Genomic DNA, 23,611 nt, shown 5'->3' on the forward strand with positions numbered 1-23,611 from the left:
CATGCCGAAGCAGGAAGACATCAAGAGCGTCCTCGTGATCGGCTCCGGGCCGATCGTCATCGGCCAGGCGTGCGAGTTCGACTACTCGGGCACCCAGGCGTGCCGCGTCCTGCGCGAGGAGGGCATCCGCGTCATCCTCGTCAACTCCAACCCGGCGACGATCATGACCGACCCGGAGTTCGCCGACGCGACGTACGTTGAGCCGATCACCCCTGAGGTCGTCGAGTCGATCATCGCCCGCGAGCGTCCCGACGCCGTGCTGGCGACCCTGGGCGGCCAGACGGCGCTCAACTGCGCGATCTCGCTGCACGAGGCCGGCGTCCTGGAGAAGTACGGCTGCCCGCTCATCGGCGCCAACGTCGAGGCCATCCAGCTCGGTGAGGACCGCGAGAAGTTCAAGGGCGTCGTCGAGCGCTGCGGCGGCGAGTCGGCCCGCTCGCTCATCTGCCACACCATGGACGAACTGCTGGCAGCCGCCGACGACCTGGGCTACCCGGTCGTGGTGCGCCCCTCGTTCACCATGGGCGGCCTGGGCTCCGGCTTCGCCTACGACGAGACCGACCTGCGCCGCATCGGCGGGGCCGGCCTGCAGTACAGCCCCACGACCGAGGTGCTCCTGGAGGAGTCGATCCTCGGCTGGAAGGAGTACGAGCTCGAGGTCATGCGCGACCACGCGGACAACGTCGTGGTGGTCTGCTCGATCGAGAACCTCGACCCCATGGGCGTCCACACCGGTGACTCGATCACGGTCGCGCCCGCCCTGACCCTCACCGACCGCGAGTACCAGCGACTGCGCGACCTCGGGATCGCGATCATCCGCGAGGTCGGCGTCGACACCGGTGGCTGCAACATCCAGTTCGCGGTGAACCCCGCCGACGGCCGGATCATCGTCATCGAGATGAACCCGCGCGTCTCGCGGTCGAGCGCCCTGGCGTCCAAGGCGACCGGCTTCCCGATCGCCAAGATCGCCGCGAAGATGGCCATCGGCTACACGCTGGACGAGGTCCCCAACGACATCACCCGCGAGACGCCGGCGTCGTTCGAGCCGTCCCTCGACTACGTCGTGGTCAAGGTGCCGCGCTTCGCGTTCGAGAAGTTCCCTGCTGCCGACCCGACCCTCACGACGACGATGAAGTCCGTCGGCGAGGCCATGTCCATCGGCCGCAACTTCACCGAAGCCCTCCAGAAGGCGTTGCGCTCCATGGAACGCAAGGGCAGCAGCTTCCACTGGGACGGCCCGAAGCCCAGCGTCGAGCAGGCCCGGACCTACCTGCACACCGCGAAGACGCCGACCGACGGCCGCATCGTCACGGTCCAGCAGGCGATGCGCGGGGGGCTGTCCGTCGAGGAGGTCCACGAGGCGACGGGTATCGACCCGTGGTTCCTCGACCAGATGGAGCTCATCAACGCCATCGCCGAGCAGGTCGCCGCGGCGCCCGAGCTGACCCCGGCGCTGCTGCGCCTGGCCAAGCGGCACGGGTTCTCCGACACCCAGATCGCGTCGTTGCGGGCCATGCCCGAGGCGGTCGTGCGCGGGGTGCGCCACGCGCTGGGCGTGCGTCCCGTCTACAAGACGGTGGACACCTGTGCCGCGGAGTTCGCGGCCCTGACGCCGTACCACTACAGCACCTACGACGAGGAGACCGAGGTCCAGCCGCGCGAGAAGCCAGCCGTCCTCATCCTCGGCAGCGGCCCCAACCGCATCGGCCAGGGTGTCGAGTTCGACTACTCCTGCGTGCACGCCAGCTTCGCCCTGCGTGACGCCGGCTACGACACGGTGATGGTCAACTGCAACCCCGAGACGGTCTCGACCGACTACGACACCAGCTCGCGCCTCTACTTCGAGCCGCTGACCCTCGAGGACGTCCTCGAGGTGGTGCACGCGGAGCAGCAGGCCGGTCCGGTCGCCGGCGTCATCGTCCAGCTGGGCGGCCAGACGCCGCTCGGGCTCGCGAAGGCGCTCAAGGAGGCCGGTGTGCCGATCGTCGGCACCAGTCCCGAGGCCATCGACCTCGCGGAGGACCGCGGTGCCTTCGGCCGCGTCCTCGCGGAGGCGAACCTTCCCGCCCCTCGTCACGGAACCGCATACAGCGCAACGGAAGCCGTCGCCGTCGCCCAGGAGATCGGCTACCCGGTCCTCGTGCGCCCCTCCTACGTCCTCGGTGGGCGCGGCATGGAGATCGTGTATGACGACGAGACCCTCTCGGGGTACGTCACCCGCGCGACCATCGCCAGCCCCGAGCACCCGGTACTCGTGGACCGGTTCCTCGACGACGCGATCGAGATCGACGTCGACGCCCTCTACGACGGCACCGACATGTACCTCGGCGGGATCATGGAGCACATCGAGGAGGCCGGCATCCACTCGGGCGACTCGGCCTGCACCCTGCCGCCGGTGACGCTCGGTGTCGCCGAGCTGCAGCGGGTCCGCGAGGCGACGCTCAAGCTCGCCGAGGGCATCGGCGTGCGTGGACTCATGAACGTGCAGTTCGCCCTCGCCCAGGACGTCCTCTACGTCCTCGAGGCCAACCCCCGTGCTTCGCGCACGGTGCCGTTCGTCGCCAAGGCGACCGGTGTGCCCGTCGCCAAGGCGGCTGCCAGGGTCATGCTCGGCGCGAGCATCAAGGAGCTGCGCGCGGAGGGCATGCTGCCGCCGTTCGGCGACGGCGGCACCATGCCGAGCCACGCGCCGGTCGCCGTGAAGGAGGCGGTGCTGCCGTTCAAGCGGTTCCGCACCAAGGACGGCCAGGTCGTCGACAGCCTGCTCGGCCCGGAGATGCGCTCCACCGGTGAGGTCATGGGCATCGACCAGGACTTCGGGACGGCGTTCGCGAAGGGGATGCTCGCCGCCGGGTCGGGGCTGCCGCGCGAGGGCAAGATCTTCGTGTCGGTCGCCAACCGCGACAAGCGCGCGATGATCTTCCCGGTCAAGCGCCTCGCCGACCTCGGTTTCACGATCGTGGCGACCACCGGCACCGCGGACGTGTTGCGCCGCAACGGGATCGCCTCGCAGGTCGTGCACAAGCACAGTGAGCGGGCCACCGCGGAGGGCAGCATCGTCGACCTCATCCTCGACGGTGAGATCGCCATGGTCGTCAACACGCCGAGCGGCCCGAACGCCCGTGCCGACGGCTACGCGATCCGGGCGGCGACCACCTCGATGGACCGCCCGATCGTCACCACGGTGCAGGAGCTCGCCGCAGCCGTGCAGGGCATCGAGGCCCAGATGAAGGGGGAGTTCACCGTGAAGCCGTTGCAGGAGCACGCCCGCGACCTCGACCTCTACGGCCGGACCCAGGCCGACCTGGACGGTGGTGTGGCGTGAGCGAGGCCACCACGCGCCATACCCGTCCCGGTGGGGGAGTCGTGCAGGTGACCGGTGAGCTCATCGCGACCCGGCGCGCCGGCGCCTACCACCACCTCACCTTCGTGGCGCCGGGCATCGCCGAGCTCGCCCGGCCCGGCCAGTTCGTCGCCCTCGCCGTGGGCGGGCCGACGAGCGCGAACCTGCTGCGCCGCTGCTTCTCGATCCACAAGGTCAGCCCCTCCGGGACCTACGGCGGGACGGTGGACGTCGTCGTCGCGGCGCACGGCCCGGGCACCCAGTGGATCTCCGAGCTGCGCGCCCATGACGAGGTCGACATCGTCGGACCGCTCGGCCGCGCCTTCCCGCTCCCCAAGGAGCCGGTGCCCTGCGTCCTCGTCGGCGGCGGGTACGGCAGCGCCCCGCTGTTCTGGCTGGCCGAGGCGCTGCGGGCCCGCGGCTGCCACGTCGAGGTCGTCCTCGGCGCGGCGACCGAGTCCAGGCTCTTCGGCGTCGTCGAGGCGCGCCGCTACGCGGACGGGGTCACGGTGACCACGGACGACGGGTCCATGGGCACCAAGGGCTGGGTCTCCGACGTGCTGCCCGACGTGATCCGCCGCACGGGCGCCGCCGTCGTGTACGGCTGCGGACCGATGGCCATGCTCAGGTCGATCACCGACGTGGCCACGGCCGAGGGTGCGGTGGCCCAGGTCGCGGTCGAGGAGTCGATGGCCTGCGGTGTCGGGGTCTGCATGACCTGCGTCATGCCGGTCGTCGACGCGTCGGGCGTCACCAAGATGGTGCGGTCCTGCGTCGAGGGACCGGTGTTCCGCGGAGACCGGGTGCGCTGGGACGCGTTCTCCGACGGACTGTGCCGGGTGCCCGACGACGCCGTCGGTGCGCCGAGGGCAGGAGGCCACTGATGACCACCACCACCACCACCACCACCGTGCCGGCCACGCCCGCGATGTCCGCAGCGTCCGCCGTGTCCGCCGTGGACATGTCGGTCGACCTCGCCGGTCGGCACCTGCCGAGCCCCATGATGACCGCCTCCGGCTGCGCCGCCAACGGCCGCGAGCTCGGCCGGTTCTTCGACGTCGCCGAGCTCGGGGCGTTCGTCACCAAGTCCGTCATGGCCGACCCGCGGTCCGGCCGCGGCACGCCCCGCATGGCCGAGACGCCCTCCGGGATGCTCAACTCGATCGGCCTGCAGGGCCCGGGCATCACCTCGTTCGTCGAGAACGACCTCGCCTGGCTCAAGCAGGCCGGGGCCAGGACGCTGGTCTCCATCGCCGGCAACACCAGCGGCGAGTTCGCCGACGTCGCTGCCACGCTGCGGGCCAGCGACGCGTTCGACGCGGTGGTCGGTGTCGAGGTCAACATCTCCTGCCCGAACGTCGCGAACCGCGGGCTTGTCTTCGCCTGCGACCCGTTGGCCTCGGCCAAGGTGATCGCCCTGGTGCGGGAGCAGCTGCCGCGGGACGTGCCGATCTTCGCCAAGCTGACGCCCGACGTCACCGACATCGTCAGCGTCGCGCAGTCCTGCGTGAAGGCGGGTGCCGACGGCCTCACGATGATCAACACCCTGCTCGGCATGGTCATCGACACCGACCTGCTCCGACCGCAGGTCGCGGGGGTGACCGGTGGGCTGTCCGGCCCGGCCGTCCGGCCCGTCGCCGTCCGCGCGGTCTGGCAGACCCGCGCCGCGATGCTCGAGGGGCGGCTGCCGTTCGTCCCGATCATCGGCGTCGGGGGAGTGCGCACCGGGCGCGACGCGCTCGAGCTCGTCGCTGCCGGCGCGAGCGCCGTGCAGGTCGGCACCGCGACGTTCAACGACCCGTCGGCGCCGGTGCGCGTCGGTCGAGAGCTCGCGGGACTGTTGCACGACAAGGGATTCGAGCGACTTGCCGACGTGGTCGGTATCGCCCACGAGAGGGTGGCACGCTGATGGCGGACCAGGCGCGGCAGGACGAGACACAGGACCAGGCGCACGACCAGGCGCACGAGCGGGTGACGTTCGGCCAGCGGCTGCGGGCCACCACCGACCGGTTCGGACCGCTGTGTGCCGGGATCGACCCGCACCGCGCCCTGGTGGAGTCGTGGGGCCTGACGTACGACGTCGAGGGGCTGACCCGGTTCACCGAGACGTGCGTCGAGGCCTTCGCCGGGCACGTCGGCGTGGTCAAGCCGCAGTCCGCCTTCTTCGAGGTCTTCGGGTCCCGAGGCGTCGCCGTCCTCGAGCGCGCCATCCTCGCCCTGCGCGAGGCCGGCACGCTGGTCATCCTCGACGCGAAGCGCGGCGACATCGGCTCGACGATGTCGGCCTACGCCGAGGCCTACCTCGGCGACGACGCCGTGGCGCCCGCTGACGCCCTCACCGCGAGCCCCTACCTCGGGTTCGAGTCCCTGCGCCCGGCGCTCGACCTCGCGGCGCAGACCGGTCGTGGTGTCTTCGTCCTCGGCCTCACCTCGAACCCCGAGGGACGCACCGTGCAGCACGCCACCCTGCGCGACGTGAGCGTCGCGGAGAGCATCGTGGGCGGCGCCGCCACGGAGAACGCAGCGGCCCGGTCGCACGGCGACCTCGGTTCGGTGGGGCTCGTGGTCGGCGCGACCGTCGGGTCCGCCGTCCAGGAGCTCGGCCTGGACCTGGCCGGCTGCAACGGCCCGCTGCTCGCCCCGGGCGTCGGGGCGCAGGGTGGGACGAGCGAGGACCTGCGGCGCGTCTTCGGTGACGCCCTGCCGAACGTCCTGCCGTCCTCCAGCCGTGAGGTCCTCTCCGCCGGACCGGACGTCGTCCGGCTCCGGGAGCAGGCCGTCCGCACCAGCGAGCACCTCGCCGACCTGCTCCGCTGACGCGGTCCACCCTCCGCGCTGCGGCTTGCCGCGGCCTGCCCACCTCGACGAGAAACGAGCTCGTTCGGTTGCTAGAGTCGAGTGAAACAGTGAACGACGTTCGCACGACCCCTCCCGCACGCCTCACAAGGAGTACAGCTGTGGCACTTCCCCCGTTGACGCCCGAGCAGCGAGCAGCGGCCCTGGAGAAGGCCGCCGTGGCCCGCCGCGAGCGCGCCGCCGTCAAGAACCGCCTGAAGTACGCGCAGGGCTCCCTCAAGGAGGTCATCGCGGACGGCAAGGGCAACGACGTCGTCGGCAAGATGAAGGTCTCCGCGCTGCTCGAGTCCATGCCCGGCGTCGGCCGGGTGCGTGCTCGCCAGATCATGGAGGAGGTCGGCATCTCCGAGAGCCGCCGCGTCCGTGGCCTGGGCGCCAACCAGATCTCCGCGCTGCTCACCCGCTTCGACGAGGCGTGAGCCGCCCCGCACCTGCCGGCGAGGAACGCCCCCGGCGCCTCGTCGTCCTGGCCGGACCCACCGCGGTCGGCAAGGGCACCCTCTCCGCCTACGTCCGCGAGCACTTCCCCGAGGTGTGGCTGTCGGTGAGCGCCACCACCCGGGCGCCCCGACCCGGTGAGGTCGAGGGAACGCACTACCACTTCGTCGACCAGGCCGAGTTCGCCCGCATGGAGCAGGACGGCGAGCTCATCGAGTCAGCCGTGGTGCACGGCCGCAACCACTACGGCACGCCGCGCGGGCCGGTGGAGCAGGCACTGGCCGAGCACCGGATGGCCCTGCTCGAGATCGACCTCCAGGGGGCGCGCCAGGTCAGGGCCACGATGCCCGAGGCGCTGTTCGTGTTCCTCGCCCCGCCGAGCTGGGACGAGCTGGTCCGCCGGCTGGTCGGCCGGGGCACCGAGGACGAGGAGGAACGCACCCGCCGCCTGGAGACCGCGAAGGTCGAGCTGGCCGCCGAGGACGAGTTCGACGTGACCATCGTCAACGACGATGTTCGTCGGGCTGCCGAAGAACTCGTATCATTGATGCGAACCCACTGACTTCTTGCGCCCCGAAACAACAACAGGAGTGATTTCCCCCGTGTCCGGAACCGTCGCGAACCCGATCGGCATCACCAACCCCCCGATCGACGACCTCCTCACCAAGGCCGACTCCAAGTACGCCCTGGTCATCTACTCCGCCAAGCGCGCCCGCCAGATCAACGCGTACTACAGCCAGCTCCAGGAGGGCCTGCTCGAGTACGTCGGACCGCTCGTCGACAGCCAGGTCCACGAGAAGTCGATGTCCATCGCCCTGCGCGAGATCAACGAGGGCCTGGTCACCTCCGAGCCGATCGAGAGCTGAGCCCGGCGGGGGAGCAGGGAGCGACAGCGCGATGGCGCGCATCGTCCTCGGTGTCAGTGGTGGCATCGCGGCCTACAAGGCCTGCTCCCTGCTGCGCCTGTTCACCGAGGCCGGCCACGACGTGACCGTGGTGCCGACCGAGTCGGCCCTGCACTTCGTGGGTGCCCCCACGTGGGAGGCGCTCTCCGGCAAGCCGGTCGCGACCGGGGTCTGGGAGTCCGTGCACGAGGTGCCGCACGTGCGCCTCGGCCAGTCCGCCGACCTCGTCGTCGTGGCCCCGGCCACCGCCGACCTGGTCGCCAAGGCCGCGCACGGCCTGGCCGGTGACCTGCTCACCAACGTCCTGCTCACCGCACGCTGCCCGGTCGTGGTGGCGCCCGCGATGCACACCGAGATGTGGGAGCACGCAGCGACGCAGGCCAACATCTCGACGCTCATGGAGCGCGGGGTGCATGTCATCCCGCCGGCGTCCGGTCGCCTCACCGGCGCGGACACCGGTCCCGGCCGGCTCCCCGAGCCCGCCGACCTGTATGCCGTGTGCGAGCGGATCCTCGCCCACGGCACCGCCGCGGTGGTACCGCCCAAGTACGCGACCGAGCTCCGCGCCATACCCGAGGACGAGGGGCTCGCCGAGGGTGGCCTCGAGGGGCGCAGGGTCGTCATCACCGCCGGAGGGACCCGGGAGCCGATCGACCCGGTGAGGTTCCTCGGGAACCGCAGCTCGGGCAAGCAGGGGTTCGCGCTGGCCACGGTGGCTGCCCGGCGGGGTGCCGAGGTGGTGCTCATCGCCGCGAACACGACCCTGGCGGCTCCCGCGGGGGTCCTCGTCGTCCCGGTGCAGACCGCCCTCGAGCTCGAGACCGCCGTCGCCGCGGCTGCGCCCGGGGCCGATGTCGTCGTGATGGCCGCTGCCGTCGCCGACTTCCGCCCGGCGCACTACACCGACGCCAAGATCAAGAAGACCCACGACGCCGACGACCCGGACGCCGCGCCGACGATCGAGCTGGTGCGCAACCCCGACGTCCTGGCCGGGCTGGTCGCCCGCCGCGGCGACGACGCGAGCCCCGTCATCGTCGGGTTCGCCGCGGAGACCGGCGATCAGGACGGCAGCGTCCTCGACCACGCGCGCGCCAAGCTGGCCCGGAAGGGCTGCGACCTGCTCGTGGTCAACGAGGTCGGCACCGACAAGACGTTCGGGCTCGACGACAACACAGTCCACATCCTGCGGCTGGGTTCGAGCCACGTGATCGATGCGGGGCCCGCCCCCAAGGAGCAGATCTCCGCCGCAGTGTGGGATGCCGTCCAGCAGATCTTGTGACGTAGGTACACTCGCGAGGTCCGTGCGGCTCCGGCTCGCGGCCCCCAGTCAGCAGCCGCTGCCCCCGAAGGAGTTTTGAGTGTCCGCACGCCTGTTCACGTCCGAGTCCGTCACCGAGGGTCACCCGGACAAGATCTGTGACCAGATCTCCGACTCGATCCTCGACGCCATGCTGGCGGAGGACAAGGACAGCCGGGTCGCCGTCGAGACGATGGTGACCACCGGGCTGGTCCACGTCGCCGGCGAGGTCGACACCCGCAGCTACGTCCCGATCGCCCAGATCGTGCGCGACACCATCAAGGGCATCGGCTACGACTCGTCCGAGAAGGGCTTCGACGGCGCCTCCTGCGGCGTCTCGATCTCCATCGGCGAGCAGTCGCCGGACATCGCGCAGGGCGTCGACACGGCCCACGAGAACCGCACCGGTGGAGTCGACCCGCTCGACAAGCAGGGTGCCGGCGACCAGGGCCTGATGTTCGGCTACGCGTGCGAGGACACCGCCGAGCTCATGCCCCTGCCGATCTACCTCGCGCACCGGCTGGCCGAGCGCCTCACCGCGGTCCGCAAGTCCGGTCAGGTCGCCTACCTGCGCCCCGACGGTAAGACCCAGGTGACCATCGGCTACGAGGGTGACAAGGCCGTCCGCCTCGACACCGTCGTGCTGTCGACGCAGCACGCCTCCGACATCTCGCTCGACGACCTGCTCGCGCCCGACATCGAGCAGCACGTCATCGCCCCGGTCCTGGCCGAGCTCGCCGAGACCGGCACCGACCTCGACATCTCGGGGTACCGCAGCCTGATCAACCCGACCGGCCGCTTCGAGATCGGTGGCCCCATGGGCGACGCCGGCCTCACCGGCCGCAAGATCATCGTCGACACGTACGGCGGCATGGCCCGCCACGGTGGTGGCGCGTTCTCCGGCAAGGACCCGTCGAAGGTCGACCGCTCGGCCGCCTACGCCATGCGCTGGGTCGCCAAGAACATCGTCGCGGCCGGCCTCGCCCGCCGCTGCGAGGTCCAGGTCGCCTACGCCATCGGCAAGGCCCAGCCGGTCGGTCTCTACGTCGAGACGTTCGGCACCGAGACCGAGCCGATCGACAAGATCCAGGCCGCGATCACCTCGGTGTTCGACCTGCGCCCGGGGGCGATCGTCGACCAGCTCGACCTGCTGCGCCCGATCTACAAGGCGACGGCCGCTTACGGCCACTTCGGCCGCACCTCGGTCGAGGGCGTCGACAACGCCTTCACCTGGGAGCGCACCGATCGCGTCGAGGCGCTGCAGCGCGCGGTCAAGGGCTGACCGGCTCCTCGCACCCAGCGTCCGGTCGACCCGGCCGACCCCTGCCCCGCAGGAGTGTCGGCCGGGTCGACTAGTTTTCACACGTGTCCGAACCGGGAGCCGTCGAGCAGCTGTCGCTGATCCGCGCCGCGCTGCCCAAGGCTCCGCGCCCGCCGAAGGCGACCGACACGGCCGAGGTCGACCCCGTCGCGGCGGTGGTCGTCGACACCGGGCTGGCCCACCTGGACCGCCCGTTCGAGTACCTCGTGCCGACCGCGCTCGGCGAGACCGCCGTGCCCGGCGCACGGGTCAAGGTGCGGTTCGCCGGCCAGGACCTCGACGGGTTCGTCGTCGAGCGCAAGGCGGCGGCCGAGCACGACGGCCGGCTGGCGCCGATTCGTCGGGTCGTGTCGCCCGAGCCTGTCCTGACCGCCCGCCAGCTGTCGGTGGCCCGGGCGGTCGCCGCCCGCTACGCCGGCACCCTCGGTGACGTCCTGCGCCTGTCCGTCCCGCCGCGCCACGCCGCTGCGGAGAAGGCCCTGGCCCTCGAGCCGCCGGTGCCCGACCCCCTGCCGGCCCTCTCCGGTCCCGGCCCCGCCTGGACCCGGTATGCCGCCGGGCCGGCCTACCTCACCCGGCTCACCTCGGGGGAGACCCCGGCCGCGTCGTGGCTGGCCCTGCCCTCGACCGACCCGGCAGAGGACTGGCCGGCGGCCCTCGCGACGGCTGCTGCGGCAACCGTCGCCGGTGGCCGCGGCGCGGTCCTCGTCGTCCCCGACCACCGGGACGTCACCCGGGTGGATGCCGCCCTGACCGCCGCCCTCGGACCGGGAAGGCACGTGCGGCTGACCGCCGACCAGGGCCCGCAGGCGCGCTACACCGCGTGGCTCAAGGTGCTGCGCGGGCACGTGTCCGTCGTCGTCGGCACCCGGGCCGCAGCCTTCGCCCCCGTGAAGGACCTGGGCCTCGTCGCCTGGTGGGACGACGGCGACGACAACCACGAGGAGCCTCGCGCGCCATACCCGCACGTCCGGGAGGTGCTGCTGACCCGGGCCGCCGTCGAGGGGGCGGCGGTGCTGTCCGGGGGGTTCACGCGGACGGTGGCCGTGCAGCAGCTGGTGGAGACCGGCGCGCTGCGCCCCATCGCCGCGGCCGGCGCGGTGCGCGCCGCGGTGCCGCGGGTGGTCGTCGCGGGAGAGGGACTGGAGCTCGAGCGAGACCCGGCTGCGGCCAGCGCGCACCTGCCGTCCATCGCGTGGCGGACCGCCAAGACCGCCCTGGAGTCCGGGCCCGTGCTCGTGCAGGTGCCGCGGCGGGGGTACGTGCCGTCGCTCGCCTGCCAGACCTGTCGCGCCCCCGCTCGTTGCGCCCACTGCTCCGGCCCGATCGCCGTGACCGGGCGCGGTGCCGAGCCGGGGTGCCGTTGGTGCGGGCGTGGGGTCGGTCGGTTCGAGTGCCGCCAGTGCGGCGGACGTGAGCTGCGGTCGTCCGTCGTCGGCGCCCGCCGCACGGCGGAGGAGCTGGGACGGGCGTTCCCCGGCGTGCCCGTGCACACCTCGGGCGCGGGAGCGGTCCTCGAGCGGGTCGCGGCCGCGCCGTCGCTGGTCATCGCCACCCCGGGGGCAGAGCCCGTGGCCGACGGCGGGTACGCCGCCACGCTGCTGCTCGACGCCTGGGCCTCGCTCGACCGCCCGACGCTCGACGCGGGGGAGGAGGCGCTGCGTCGGTGGCTGGCAGCTGGTGCGTTGACCCGGGGTTCGGCAGCACGTGGGCAGGTGGTCCTGTGCGGGGCGCCCGGCCACACCACCCTGCCGGTCGTCGAGGCCCTGGTTCGCTGGGACCCGGCGTGGTTCGCCGCCCGCGAGCTCGCCGACCGGGCAGCCCTGTCGCTGCCCCCCACCGTGGTGATGGCCGCCGTCAGCGGCGAACGCCGTGCGGTCGACGCCGCGGTGCAGCAGGCCGACCTCGCCGACGGCACCGAACGGCTCGGGCCGCTGCCGCTGCCGGACGACGCGGTGCGCATGCTGCTCCGGGTGCCCCTCGCCGACCGCGACGCGCTGGCCACGTCCCTGACCGCGATGCGGGCCAAGCGCAGTGCGCGCAAGGAACCTGTCAGCGTGCAGGTCCGTGTCGACCCGCCCGACCCGGCGACGTAGGCCGAGCGAGGGGTTCGCCGGCTGGTGCGGGGCCTGGGGTGGGGTGTGCCATCGCGGGGGCCGCAGGATCGTAGGAGGGCCTGACGACATCCGTGTTCCTGACCTAGATTTGCGGCATGAGCTCTCGTCGGCAGGTCGCCGGTCTGGTCGCCCTGGTCCTCGCGTTGCTCGTCACCGGGGCCGTCCTGTGGATCGGTGGCGCGGAGACGGAGTTCGGCTGGTTCGCCTACTCACCGTTGGACCAGCAGCCCTCGCCGGGGATCTTCCTCATCTCGGAACGGCGACAGGCAGCGCTGGTGGTGTCGTTGGTCGGCCTCCTGCTGCTGAGTGGCGTGCTGGGCTTCGTGGTCGGCCGTCGGGCCACCCACGGCTCTGAGGCGTAGCCGCCTGCCTGACCGCTGCGACGAGCCGCGGTCCGTGAGTTCGTCCCGAACCGTCCGGCAGCCGGTTCCATGAGTGGTGACCGACTTCACGGCAGCGATGCGGACTAGGCGAGTGGCCACAGCATGTGGGCGCCCGCGTCTAGGGTGCCGCCATGGTCGCCCCGATCGAGATCGCCACTGCCGTGCTGGTGCGTGACGGCTTGGTGCTGCTGGCGCATCGCCATGCCAGGCGTCAGGCGTATCCCGACCGCTGGGGCTTCGTCGGCGGACATGTCGAGCCGGGCGAGCTGCCTCACCAGGCTGTCATCCGTGAGTGCCTCGAGGAGCTCGGTGTGCACGTCCAGAACCCCCTGCCGATCACGATGACGGTCAGCGACCCCGGCCTCGTGATGCACGGGTTCCTCGTGACCGATTGGAGAGGAGAACCGGTCAACGCAGCGCCGGAAGAGCATGACGATCTTGCCTGGTTCCGACCCGAGGATCTCGCGGAGCTGGAGATGGGCCACCCGGAGACTCTGCCCAGCGTCCTGGGCGCCATCAAGGACGCCACCAGTCAGCCGCGGCCAATCGTTCGCTGAGCGGTGGATCCGGTCGACGTGCAGCCGGACCCACCGCTCAGTGGTGGCCCCAGTTGGTGCGGATGAGTCCGCGGTCGGGGTTGTCGGGGTCGTCGAGCCAGGAGATGGTCTGCGCTGGTGGTGGTGGGGCGAGGCTGAGCCCGGGTGGGGGTGGTGTGCCGTGGGTGGCCTCGTGGTCGGAGGGGATGGCGAGGTCGTTCCAGGTGATGGGTCCGCCGCTGGGTGGTTGGTAGGTGCCTGCGGGGACGGGTGGGTCACCTTCGGGTGGTGGGGCGGTTNGAGGGGATGGCGAGGTCGTTCCAGGTGATGGGTCCGCCGCTGGGTGGTTGGTAGGTGCCTGCGGGGACGGGTGGGTCACCTTCGGGTGGTGGGGCGGTCTCGTGGGGTCGGGGTGGTCGGATGGGAAGCCCGTACCGGTTGGTGACGGTGAGTCCGTCGGGGTGGGTGGGGTCGCCGGTGATGGTGTAGTCGCCGCGGTCGATGCCGTCGTGGTGGGCGGTGCAGAGGCTGATCTGGTTGTCGGTGTCCGTGGGGCCGCCGTCGGCCCATGCCTGGAGGTGGTGGATCTCGACGAACCCGGTGGTGGGGCAGCCGGGGAATCGGCAGCCGCGGTCGCGGTCGGTGATCAGGCGGCGGGTGCGGTGGGGCAGGATCCGCATGGCCCGCCCGACGGAGACGGGTCGCCCTTCGGTTTCCCAGACGGGTTGGACCTGCCCGTCGCTGATGAACCGGCCGAGCAGGCGCAGGGGGATGGCGTGGCCGCCGTTGACCCAGGCGCCGGTCGTGTCGAGGTGCAGGTAGACCCGGTAGTGCGCCGATCNTGATGAACCGGCCGAGCAGGCGCAGGGGGATGGCGTGGCCGCCGTTGACCCAGGCGCCGGTCGTGTCGAGGTGCAGGTAGACCCGGTAGTGCGCCGATCTGCTGGTGGAGGTGACCGCCGCGAGTGATCGGGTGGCCATCTCCTCGAGGGCGTCGGCGTAGGTCGGCAAGCCCGCGTAGCGGTCGTCGACGTCGGCGCCGGCATGACGTGACTCGCCAGCCGCCGGGGTGGAGATTGCGGTCGCCTCCGCGTTGGCCGTGCTGGCGGCCTTGCGGCGAAGGAACAGTGCGTCCTTGGCTTCCTTGACGGCTTGTTCGACCAGGGCGCCGATGGTGGCGGGGGCGGAGTACCGCAGCTGGAACCGGCCGTCGGCGTCGTACGACATGGCCAGGTCGGGCTTGGCGCAGGCACGCTGCTCGGCGGCCGACTCTGCCTCGTCCGCGGCCTCCCCTGTCTCATCCATCGGTTCCGGGGCGGCGAAGGCGTGGCGGGCGACGGCTCGGCGCAGCTGGGTCACGGTCGCGTTCCGGGCGAACTGGGTGACCGAGGCCTGGTGGGTGACGGGGACGTGGCGGGCCAGGACGGCGACCTGGTCCAGGGACAGCTCCCCGGCNGTGACCGAGGCCTGGTGGGTGACGGGGACGTGGCGGGCCAGGACGGCGACCTGGTCCAGGGACAGCTCCCCGGCCTCCAACGCCACAGCTGCGTCGGTCAGCTCGGTGCGTCGCCTGGCCACGGCGACGATGTCAGCGGCGTGGGCATGGGACAGGCCGGCGCGGACGACGAGGTAGTGCTCGGGTGACTTGAACCCGCCCTCGCCCCAGTGCCGGTCGCGCATGACCTCGTCGATGATGTCGACGAGCTCGGCCTGCGCCCGGTTCAACCGACCCGCAACAGCAGCGGTCCGCTCCCACAACGCTTGGTTCCGCACGCCCCAGCCACCGTCCGGAACCGTGTCCGGGACGGCGGTGAGCGGGCTGACCGACATACCTCAATCGTACACCTGTTCGAATGATGCAGAAAGACTTGTCCACACCCCGAATCGCTCGAATCGTGTCCGGGACGGCGGTGAGCGGGCTGACCGACATACCTCAATCGTACACCTGTTCGAATGATGCAGAAAGACTTGTCCACACCCCGAATCGCTCGAATTCGCTGACAGCAGAACCACATTCGTCCCACGAGCCACGCGGGACGAGCCCGACCCACGGTGGCGCGCACCGCGACATACGCGTCGCACCTAGACTGGTCGCCGTGTCGATCCAGAACATCCGCCTCTTCGGTGACCCCGTGCTGCGCACGGCCGCCGAACCCGTCGTCGACTTCGACCGCGAGCTGCGCCAGCTGGTCAAGGACCTCACCGACACGATGATGGACGCGCCGGGCGCCGGCCTCGCGGCACCGCAGATCGGTGTGGGCCTGCGCGTCTTCACCTACTGGATCGACGGCGAGCTCGGGCACCTCGTCAACCCCGACCTCGCGCTCTCCGACGAGATGCAGGACGGCGAGGAGGGCTGCCTCTCGTTCCCGGGCATGAAGTTCGAGACGCCCCGCTCGCTGCGGGTGGTGGCCAAGGGCTTCAACCAGTTCGGCGAGCCCGTCCTCATCGAGGGCTCCGAGCTGATGGCGCGCTGCATCCAGCACGAGACCGACCACCTCGACGGCATCCTGTTCATCGACCGGATGGACCGCGAGCAGCGCAAGCTCGCCATGCGCGCCATCCGGGAGGCGCAGTGGTCCGGTGAGGCCGCGCCCACCGTCAAGGTCAGCCCGCACGCGACGTTCGGCAGGAGCCTGTGAGCCTGCGCCTGGTCTTCGCAGGCACCCCCGACGTGGCGGTCCCGGCCCTCGAGGCGCTCCACGCGTCGGCGCACGAGGTCGTGGCGGTGGTGACCCGTCCTGACGCCCGTGCCGGCCGAGGTCGGGGTCTCGCCCAGTCACCGGTGCGGCAGTGGGCGCAGGAACGTGGGATCGAGGTCCTCACACCGCGTCGCCCGAGCGAGGAGGACTTCCTCCAGCGGTTGCGTGAGCTCGAACCCGACGTCTGCCCGGTGGTCGCCTACGGCGCCCTGATCCCTCGCGCGGCTCTCGACATCCCGCGCCACGGCTGGGTCAACCTGCACTTCTCGCTGCTGCCCGCGTGGCGGGGCGCCGCCCCCGTGCAGCACGCCCTGATGGCCGGCGACGAGATGACCGGTGCCTCGACCTTCCTCATCGAGGAGGGCCTGGACACCGGCCCCGTGTATGGCGTGATGACCGAACGCGTCCGTCCCACCGACACGTCGGGAGACCTCCTCGGGCGACTCGCCGACGGGGGTTCGGGGTTGCTCGTGGCCACGATGGACGGGATCGAGGACGGTTCGCTGCGGCCGGTGCCCCAAGGGGCGGAAGGCGTCTCGCTCGCGCCGAAGATCGACGTCGCGGACGCCGAGGTCCGTTGGGACCGACCGGCGATCGCCGTCGACCGGCTGGTGCGGGGCTGCACGCCGGCACCCGGGGCCTGGACCACGTTCCGGGGCGAGCGCCTCAAGCTGTCTCCCGTCACCCTGACACCGACCGGTGCGGTCGACGTGCCCGACGGCTTGGGACCCGGTGAGATCTCGGCGGGCAAGCGCGCCGTCTGGGTGGGGACGGCGACGACCCCGGTCCTCCTCGGCGAGGTCCGCCCGCACGGCAAGAAGGACATGGCTGCGCCCGACTGGGCCCGTGGCACCCGCATCGCACGAGGAGAGTGCTTCACCATGGTCCAGGCCCCGTCATGAACGAGTCGGGCGGCGACCGGGGCAGAGGTCAAGGCGGGCCGCGGCGCAACGCACAGGGTCGCCAGCGACCCGAACGCGCGCACGGCGGACGTGAGCGTTCGGCACAGAAGCCCAGTGAGCGTGGCCGCACGAGCGACCCGCAACGGCTCGCCGCCTACACGGTGATGCGGGCCGTCGCAGACGGTGCCTACGCCAACCTCGAGCTCCCGAGAGTGTTGCGGGAGAAGGACATCCGTGGCCGTGACGCCGCGTTCACGACCGAGCTCGTGTATGGCGCGGTGCGCATGCTCGGCTTGTACGACCCGATCATCAGCGTTGCCGCGGCAAGGCCGATCACCAAGATCGACGAGAACGTCGTCGACACGCTGCGCCTCGGTGCTCACCAGCTGCTCGGCATGCGCGTCCCGACGCATGCGGCCGTCGACGAGACCGTCGCCCTGGCCCGCAAGGTCAACGGTGCCGGGGCCGCCGGCTTCGTGAACGCGGTCATGCGGCGGATCAGCGAGCGCGACCTCGACCAGTGGCTGGCCGAGGTCGTCCCCGCCAACGGTGACCTCACGGCACAGCTGTCGGTCGAGCACTCGCACCCCGAGTGGGTGGTCAAGGCGCTGCGCGCGGCCCTGCTCGGCCACGGCGCCGCGACGGCGGAGACCATCGACGACGAGCTGAGCGCCCTGGTCACCTCGGACAACGAACCCGCCAAGGTCTCGCTCGTCGCCAGGCCCGGCCTGAGCAGCGTCGACGAGCTCGTCGACGACGGGGCCGAGGCGTCCTGGCTCTCCCCGGTGGGGGCGGTTCTGCCGGGAGGTGACCCGGGCGCCATACGCGCGGTGCGGGAGGGACGGGCCGCGGTCCAGGACGAGGGTTCGCAGCTCCTGGCGCTGGCCCTCGCAGCGGTGCCCGTCGACGGTGACGGCACCGAGCAGTGGCTGGACCTGTGCGCGGGCCCCGGTGGCAAGGCGGGGCTGCTCGCCGCGCTGGCGTTCGGGGCGGGGGCCGACCTCACCGCCAACGAGGTCAGCGAGCACCGCACCGAGCTCGTCCGCCAGACCCTGCGCCCCGCGCTGCTCCAAGCCGGCGCCCACGGCCGCACGATCGAGGTGCGGACGGGTGACGGACGGGCTTACGGCGAGGACGAGCCCGGGCGCTACCAGCGGGTCCTCGTGGACGCCCCGTGCACCGGGCTGGGCGCACTGCGCCGTCGCCCCGAGGCGCGCTGGCGCCGGACTCCCGCCGATCTCGCGGACCTCGGCAAGCTGCAGCGCGAGCTGCTCGCCTCGGCCATCGACGCCACGGCGCCCGGCGGAGTGGTCGCGTACGCGACGTGCAGCCCGCACCTGGCGGAGACCCAGTTCGTCGTGCGCGACGTCACCCGCAAGCGCGACGACATCGAGCTGCTGGACGCCCGTGACTACCTCCGCGATGCCTCCGGCGAGCCGGTCGACGTGCCCGGCGACGGACCGACCGTCCAGCTGTGGCCGCACATCCACGGCACCGACGGGATGTTCCTGGCCTTGCTGCGCAAGAAGTAGCCAGCTCGGCAGAGCCTCTCGGGACGCTCCGGGTGGGTCGATCCGGCCTCTGGTCGCCCGTTAGGGTGAGCGCCGTGCAGATCTCGCCCAGCATCCTGTCGGCCGACTTCGCCAACCTCGAGTCCGAGCTGGCGCGCATCGCCAACGCGGACTGGGCACACGTGGACGTCATGGACGGCCACTTCGTGCCGAACCTGACCCTCGGCCTGCCGATCGTCGAGGCCCTGGCCCGGGTGAGCCCCATCCCGCTGGACTGCCACCTCATGATCGAGGACCCCGACCGCTGGGCGCCGCAGTACGCGGAGGCGGGCGGCTCGTCGGTCACCTTCCACGTCGAGGCGGCCGCCGACCCCCGCGCGGTCGCGCGCTCCATCCGTGCCGCCGGGGCACGGTCCGGTATGGCGGTCAAGCCCGGGACGTCGTTCGCCCCCTACGAGGACCTGCTCCCGGACCTGGACATGGTGCTCGTCATGACGGTCGAGCCGGGCTTCGGCGGCCAGTCGTTCATGGCCGACCAGATGCCCAAGGTCACCCAGGTCCGTGAGGCCGTGCGACGCCTCGGCGGCGAGGTCTGGGTGCAGGTCGATGGGGGAGTCTCCGCGGCAACCATCGAGCAGTGCGCCGAGGCCGGTGCCGACGTGTTCGTCGCCGGCTCCGCCGTGTACGGCGCCGAGGACGCTGCGGCGGCGGTGGACGAGTTGCGGGCCCTCGCCACGCGCCACCAGCACTGACCCGGAGCCCGCACCGGCCGCGGTGAGGACCGTCACGCGGACCTGGGCTACGCGCGGACGCGACCACGCTGGCATACTGGGAGCACGTGCTCCGGGGTCGGTGCAATTCCGAACCGGCGGTGACAGTCCGCGACCCGGCCGCAGCCAGCGGCCGGTTGACTTGGTGGAACTCCAGGACCGACGGTGAAAGTCCGGATGGTAGGCAGCACGCAAGGCAGGACCCTCGGTCCTGTCCGGTGGTGACGACTCCTGTCGTCGCGCGCCGGGCACCCGTCGACCCTGCCTGCACGTCCCCCGGAGCTCGACCGATCGGTCTCGAGCACGAGGGCAGGACATGCAGCAGCACCAGGACGAGCGCGACCAGGTCCCACCGGACCGTGACGTCGCCTGGATGCGTCGTGCGCTCGAGCTCGCGGCACGTGGTCGTCGCCCCGACGCCAACCCGCGCGTCGGCTGCGTCCTCGTCTCGCCTGAGGGCGACCTCGTGGCCGAGGGCTGGCACCGCGGTGCCGGGACCCTGCACGCCGAGACCGACGCGCTGAGCCACGCGGGCGACGCGGCGAGGGGCGCGACGGCCTACGTCACCCTCGAGCCCTGCAACCACACCGGACGCACGCAGCCGTGTGCCCAGGCGCTCCTGGAGGCCGGGGTGGCCCGCGTCGTGCACGCCCAGTCCGACCCGAACCCGCGCGCCGCGGGCGGGGCCGAGGTGCTGCGCGGTCACGGCGTCGAGGTGACCAGCGGGGTGCTGGACGACGAGGCGACCGCCCTGAACCGGACCTGGACCCACCTGGTCACGACCGGCCGGCCGTGGGTGACCTGGAAGCTCGCGTCCACGCTCGACGGGCGCAGCGCCGCGGCCGACGGCACGAGCCAGTGGATCACCGGCCCGGTCGCCCGCGACGACGTGCACACCCAGCGCTCCCGGTGCGGCGCGGTCATCGTCGGCACCGGTACGGCCCTCACCGACGACCCCCGGCTGACGGCACGGCGTGCCGACGGTTCCCTGCACGAGCACCAGCCGCTGCGGGTCGTCGTGGGGGAGCGCGACCTGCGCCCGGACGCCCGGGTGCTGGACGACAGCGCACCGACCTGGCACCTGCGCACCCGTGACCCGAAGGAGGTCCTCGCCCGGCTCGCGGAGGCCGAGATCCACCACGTGTGGCTCGAGGGCGGGCCGACGATGGCGGCCGCGTTCCTGGCCGCGGGGGTCGTCGACGAGGTCATCGCCTACGTCGCCCCCGTGTTCCTCGGGCGCGGGCGTCCCTCCGTCGGGGACCTCGGCATCACCACCATGGCCGACGCCCTGCGCCTCGAGCCCACCGACATCACCGTGCTCGGCACGGATGTACGAATCACCGCAGCACTGAAGGAGATCCACTGATGTTCACCGGAATCGTCGAAGAGCTCGGCCACGTGGTCGGGCTCGATGCGGGCGAGGACTCGGCACGGCTGACGGTGCACGGGGCGGTCGTGACGACCGATGCCGTGCACGGCGCCTCCATCTCGGTCAACGGGGTCTGCCTCACCGTGGTCGAGCACGGCGACGAGGAGTTCACCGTCGACGTGATGGCCGAGACCCTGCGGCGCTCCAGCCTCGGCGCGCTCGTCCCCGGTGCACGGGTGAACCTCGAGCGGGCGATGCCTGCGAACGGACGGTTCGGCGGTCACGTGGTCCAGGGCCACGTGGACGGGACGGCCACCATCACCCACCGCACACCGGGGGACCGCTGGGAGGTCGTGGGCTTCACGCTCCCGCCGGCGCTCTCGCGCTACGTCGTCGAGAAGGGCTCGATCACCGTCGACGGGGTCAGCCTGACCGTCGCCTCGGTCGACGACACGTCGTTCACCGTCTCGCTCATCCCCACGACACTCGACCTGACCACCCTCGGCCACAAGGGCGTCGGGGACCCCGTCAACCTCGAGGTCGACGTCATCGCCAAGTACGTCGAACGGCTCATGTCCCAGCAGGGTCGTGACGCTGCCGCCGACCCGCTCGTCGTCGCACAGGAGGACCACTCATGAACGTGCTCGAACGCCTCTTCGAGGCCCAGCTGACGATCGGCTCGCAGCAGATCCTCTGGCGTGAGGTCGTCGGCAACGCCTTCGGCTTCGCGTCGGCCATCGGCGGCATGCGGCGGCGCGTCTGGGCCTGGCCGGTGGGCATCGTCGGGAACGCCCTGCTGTTCACGGTCTTCTTCGGCGTGGCCTTCTCCAACCCGCAGCACACGACGCTCTACGGCCAGGCCGGCCGCCAGGTCTTCTTCATCATCACGAGCATCTACGGCTGGCTGCTCTGGCGGCGGGTGCGCCGGGCCAACCGCGCGGACGGCACCGACCGACCGGCCATCACCCCGCGCTGGGCCACGCCCCGGGAACGCCTCGCCTACCTCGGCTTCTGGGTGGCCGGCGTGGTCGTCCTGCAGTGGGGGTTCGCGGCCATCGGCGCCGGGTTCCCCGCGCCCCGCTGGTACTTCTGGTGCGACGCCTGGATCTTCGTCGGCTCGATCGTCGCGACCTACGCCATGGCGCGCGGGTGGAACGACTTCTGGCTCGCCTGGATCGCGGTGGACGTCGTCGGCGTGCCCCTGCTGGTGCACTCCGGGTTCTACCCGTCCGCGGTCCTGTATGCCGTGTACGGCGGCCTCGTGCTCTACGGCTTCTTCGTGTGGCTCAAGGCCTCTCGCGAGGAGATCAGTCCCGAGCGCGAGCTCGCGGGAGCTCGGGCATGACTCGGCTCGCGACCATCGAGCAGGCCCTGGAGGCGCTGCGCGAGGGTCGCCCCGTCCTGGTCACCGACAGCGAGGACCGCGAGAACGAGGGCGACGTCGTGCTGGCCGCCCAGACGTTGACGGACGAGTGGCTCGCCTGGACGATCCGGCACACGAGTGGCTACCTCTGCGCCCCCGTGACCAGCGAGACCGCGGACCGGCTGGGGCTGCCGCTCATGGTCGCGGACAACCGCGACCCCCTGCGCACCGCCTACACCGTCACGGTCGACGCGGCGGAAGGCGTGACCACGGGGATCAGCGCGGCGGACCGTGCACGCACCATACGGCTGCTGGCGGACCCGGCATCCACGCCGGGGTCGTTCGTGCGGCCCGGGCACGTGATCCCGTTGCGCGCCAAGGACGGTGGCGTGCTGGAGCGGCCCGGGCACACCGAGGCCGCGGTCGACCTCTGCCGCCTCGCCGGGCTGGCACCGGTCGGCGCGATCGGTGAGCTGGTCAACGACGACGGCACGATGATGCGCCTCCCCGAGGTGCTGGACACCGGCGCCCGCCACGGGCTGCCCGTCGTGACGATCGCCCAGCTCATCGCCTGGCGTCAGCGCCATGACCGTGTCCGCCGTCTCGCCGACACCGTGCTGCCCACCGCGCACGGGACCTTCCGCGCCGTCGGCTACCGCGACGTCGTCACCGGCGCGGAGCACCTCGCCCTCGTCAGCCCGCGGGGACTGGTCGGACGGGCGCCGTTGGTGCGACTGCACTCCGAGTGCCTCACCGGCGACGTGTTCGGCTCCCAGCGCTGCGACTGCGGACCCCAGCTCGAACGCTCCCTCGAGCGTGTCGCAGCCGAGGGGGGAGCGGTCGTCTACCTCCGCGGTCACGAGGGCCGTGGTGTCGGCCTCGTGTCCAAGCTCCAGGCGTACGGCCTGCAGGACCAGGGGCTCGACACCGTCGATGCGCAGGTCGAGCTCGGCCTCCCGATCGACGCGAGGGAGTATGCCGCCGGGGCAGCGGTGCTCGTCGACCTCGGCATCGCGGCGGTGCGGCTCCTGACGAACAACCCGCTCAAGGTCGAGGCGCTGCGGGGCCATGGCATCGAGGTGCCGGCGGTGGAGCCGATCAGCATCGCGCCCCTGCCCACCAACGAGGCCTACCTGCGCACCAAGCGGGACCGGATGGGGCACCGCCTCGTCATCGAGGGCACGGACCAGGGAGCATCGGCATGAGTGGACACGGGGCACCGGCGATCGCGGTCGACGGAACAGGGCTGCGGGTGGCGGTCGTGGCCGCCTCGTGGCACGACGTGGTGATGGACGGGCTGGTGGCCGGCGCGGTCCGTGGCCTCGCCGACGCCGGCATTCAGGACGCCGCCGTGGTGCGCGTCCCCGGGACGGTCGAGCTGAGCGTCGCCTGCGCCCGGCTCGCGCCGAGCCACGACGCCCTCGTGGCCCTCGGTGTGGTCATCCGTGGCGGCACCCCGCACTTCGAGTACGTCTGCTCCGGCGTGACGACCGGCCTGACGCAGGTCAGCATCACGACAGGGGTGCCGATCGGGTTCGGGGTGCTGACCTGCGACGACGAGCAGCAGGCCCTCGACCGGGCCGGCCTCGAGGGATCGAGCGAGGACAAGGGCCACGAGGCCGCGACCGCCGCCGTGGCGACTGCGGTGACCCTGCGCGACCTCCACGTCTGACGGCGCCGCCTCGCCCGCAAAGCGGGGGTTGCGTGGCGAAACGGGACATATTTCTGCAGGTCTCCCGGAACGACACCCGCTTCGCGGGGAGGGCTGCGGCCCTGACTACGCTCACGTGGTGACCGA

At 71.8% G+C, this 23,611-nt stretch carries 21 protein-coding genes, 1 pseudogene and 1 riboswitch; of the genes and pseudogenes, 21 read left to right on the forward strand and 1 reads right to left on the reverse strand.

Annotated features, from left to right (window positions below; genetic code table 11):
* The first annotated feature begins 1 nt into the window (after window position 1).
* From carB to ASC58_RS07640, 12 genes are all read left to right on the forward strand, one after another.
* Window positions 2–3,325 (forward strand): carbamoyl-phosphate synthase large subunit, encoded by a 3,324-nt coding sequence (carB, locus tag ASC58_RS07585; protein ID WP_056914243.1) that lies wholly within the window; start codon window positions 2–4, stop codon window positions 3,323–3,325.
* Window positions 3,322–4,227: a dihydroorotate dehydrogenase electron transfer subunit gene (locus ASC58_RS07590; RefSeq protein WP_082553075.1), complete on the forward strand. Its 906-nt coding sequence runs from the start codon at window positions 3,322–3,324 to the stop codon at window positions 4,225–4,227. Before carB ends, ASC58_RS07590 begins: the two co-directional genes overlap by 4 nt.
* Complete coding sequence (locus ASC58_RS07595) at window positions 4,227–5,252, forward strand: dihydroorotate dehydrogenase (protein WP_235529140.1); 1,026 nt, start codon at window positions 4,227–4,229, stop codon at window positions 5,250–5,252. Before ASC58_RS07590 ends, ASC58_RS07595 begins: the two co-directional genes overlap by 1 nt.
* A complete protein-coding gene (gene pyrF, locus ASC58_RS07600; RefSeq protein WP_082553076.1) occupies window positions 5,252–6,160 on the forward strand; it encodes an orotidine-5'-phosphate decarboxylase in 909 nt (302 codons plus the stop codon). Before ASC58_RS07595 ends, pyrF begins: the two co-directional genes overlap by 1 nt.
* A 140-nt stretch (window positions 6,161–6,300) precedes the next feature.
* The gene (gene mihF, locus ASC58_RS07605; protein ID WP_056882257.1) at window positions 6,301–6,618 is read left to right on the forward strand and encodes an integration host factor, actinobacterial type; all 318 of its coding nucleotides are present in this window, start codon (window positions 6,301–6,303) and stop codon (window positions 6,616–6,618) included.
* On the forward strand, window positions 6,615–7,199 hold the full coding sequence (gmk, locus tag ASC58_RS07610) for a guanylate kinase (protein WP_056914245.1): 585 nt from the start codon (window positions 6,615–6,617) through the stop codon (window positions 7,197–7,199). Before mihF ends, gmk begins: the two co-directional genes overlap by 4 nt.
* Before the next feature lie 40 nt (window positions 7,200–7,239).
* Window positions 7,240–7,503, forward strand: coding sequence for a DNA-directed RNA polymerase subunit omega (gene rpoZ / locus ASC58_RS07615; protein WP_056914246.1), 264 nt, complete (start codon window positions 7,240–7,242; stop codon window positions 7,501–7,503).
* Window positions 7,504–7,534: 31 nt separating this feature from the next.
* Window positions 7,535–8,821: a phosphopantothenate--cysteine ligase family flavoprotein gene (locus ASC58_RS07620; RefSeq protein WP_056914247.1), complete on the forward strand. Its 1,287-nt coding sequence runs from the start codon at window positions 7,535–7,537 to the stop codon at window positions 8,819–8,821.
* A 79-nt stretch (window positions 8,822–8,900) separates the two neighbouring features.
* Window positions 8,901–10,121 (forward strand): methionine adenosyltransferase, encoded by a 1,221-nt coding sequence (metK, locus tag ASC58_RS07625; protein WP_056914248.1) that lies wholly within the window; start codon window positions 8,901–8,903, stop codon window positions 10,119–10,121.
* A gap of 83 nt (window positions 10,122–10,204) precedes the next feature.
* Window positions 10,205–12,256, forward strand: coding sequence for a primosomal protein N' (locus tag ASC58_RS07630; protein ID WP_082553077.1), 2,052 nt, complete (start codon window positions 10,205–10,207; stop codon window positions 12,254–12,256).
* 116 nt (window positions 12,257–12,372) lie between these two features.
* Entirely contained in the window at window positions 12,373–12,639 is a 267-nt protein-coding gene (locus ASC58_RS07635; RefSeq protein ID WP_056918902.1) for a hypothetical protein, read from the forward strand.
* 152 nt (window positions 12,640–12,791) lie between these two features.
* Complete coding sequence (locus tag ASC58_RS07640; protein WP_056918903.1) at window positions 12,792–13,217, forward strand: NUDIX domain-containing protein; 426 nt, start codon at window positions 12,792–12,794, stop codon at window positions 13,215–13,217.
* Between the two features lie 1,435 nt (window positions 13,218–14,652).
* Here ASC58_RS07640 and ASC58_RS21935 read toward each other — a convergent pair.
* A pseudogene (locus tag ASC58_RS21935) lies at window positions 14,653–15,026 on the reverse strand (DUF222 domain-containing protein); the annotation flags it as partial.
* 266 nt (window positions 15,027–15,292) lie between these two features.
* On the opposite strand from ASC58_RS21935, the gene def reads away from it, so the two are divergent.
* The 9 genes from def (at window position 15,293) to ribH (ending at window position 23,485) form a co-directional block, all read left to right on the forward strand.
* The gene (def, locus tag ASC58_RS07655) at window positions 15,293–15,838 is read left to right on the forward strand and encodes a peptide deformylase (RefSeq protein WP_056914250.1); all 546 of its coding nucleotides are present in this window, start codon (window positions 15,293–15,295) and stop codon (window positions 15,836–15,838) included.
* A gap of 2 nt (window positions 15,839–15,840) precedes the next feature.
* Complete coding sequence (fmt, locus tag ASC58_RS07660) at window positions 15,841–16,800, forward strand: methionyl-tRNA formyltransferase (RefSeq protein WP_056919240.1); 960 nt, start codon at window positions 15,841–15,843, stop codon at window positions 16,798–16,800.
* Window positions 16,797–18,332, forward strand: a complete 1,536-nt coding sequence (locus tag ASC58_RS07665) for an RsmB/NOP family class I SAM-dependent RNA methyltransferase (protein WP_056918906.1) — start codon at window positions 16,797–16,799, stop codon at window positions 18,330–18,332. Before fmt ends, ASC58_RS07665 begins: the two co-directional genes overlap by 4 nt.
* 74 nt (window positions 18,333–18,406) lie before the next feature.
* Window positions 18,407–19,063, forward strand: a complete 657-nt coding sequence (gene rpe, locus ASC58_RS07670) for a ribulose-phosphate 3-epimerase (protein WP_056914252.1) — start codon at window positions 18,407–18,409, stop codon at window positions 19,061–19,063.
* Between the two features lie 82 nt (window positions 19,064–19,145).
* A riboswitch (FMN riboswitch) is annotated at window positions 19,146–19,276 on the forward strand.
* A 121-nt stretch (window positions 19,277–19,397) separates the two neighbouring features.
* Complete coding sequence (gene ribD / locus ASC58_RS07675) at window positions 19,398–20,447, forward strand: bifunctional diaminohydroxyphosphoribosylaminopyrimidine deaminase/5-amino-6-(5-phosphoribosylamino)uracil reductase RibD (protein WP_056918907.1); 1,050 nt, start codon at window positions 19,398–19,400, stop codon at window positions 20,445–20,447.
* Window positions 20,447–21,088, forward strand: coding sequence for a riboflavin synthase (locus tag ASC58_RS07680; RefSeq protein ID WP_056918908.1), 642 nt, complete (start codon window positions 20,447–20,449; stop codon window positions 21,086–21,088). The genes ribD and ASC58_RS07680 overlap by 1 nt, the downstream gene beginning before the upstream one ends.
* Window positions 21,085–21,795 (forward strand): nicotinamide riboside transporter PnuC, encoded by a 711-nt coding sequence (gene pnuC, locus ASC58_RS07685; RefSeq protein WP_056918909.1) that lies wholly within the window; start codon window positions 21,085–21,087, stop codon window positions 21,793–21,795. The genes ASC58_RS07680 and pnuC overlap by 4 nt, the downstream gene beginning before the upstream one ends.
* Window positions 21,792–23,018: a bifunctional 3,4-dihydroxy-2-butanone-4-phosphate synthase/GTP cyclohydrolase II gene (locus ASC58_RS07690; RefSeq protein ID WP_056914256.1), complete on the forward strand. Its 1,227-nt coding sequence runs from the start codon at window positions 21,792–21,794 to the stop codon at window positions 23,016–23,018. The genes pnuC and ASC58_RS07690 overlap by 4 nt, the downstream gene beginning before the upstream one ends.
* Window positions 23,015–23,485, forward strand: coding sequence for a 6,7-dimethyl-8-ribityllumazine synthase (ribH, locus tag ASC58_RS07695; protein ID WP_056914257.1), 471 nt, complete (start codon window positions 23,015–23,017; stop codon window positions 23,483–23,485). The genes ASC58_RS07690 and ribH overlap by 4 nt, the downstream gene beginning before the upstream one ends.
* Window positions 23,486–23,611 lie beyond the last annotated feature (126 nt).

The sequence above is a fragment of the Phycicoccus sp. Root101 genome (genome assembly GCF_001426245.1).
GTDB lineage: Bacteria > Actinomycetota > Actinomycetes > Actinomycetales > Dermatophilaceae > Pedococcus.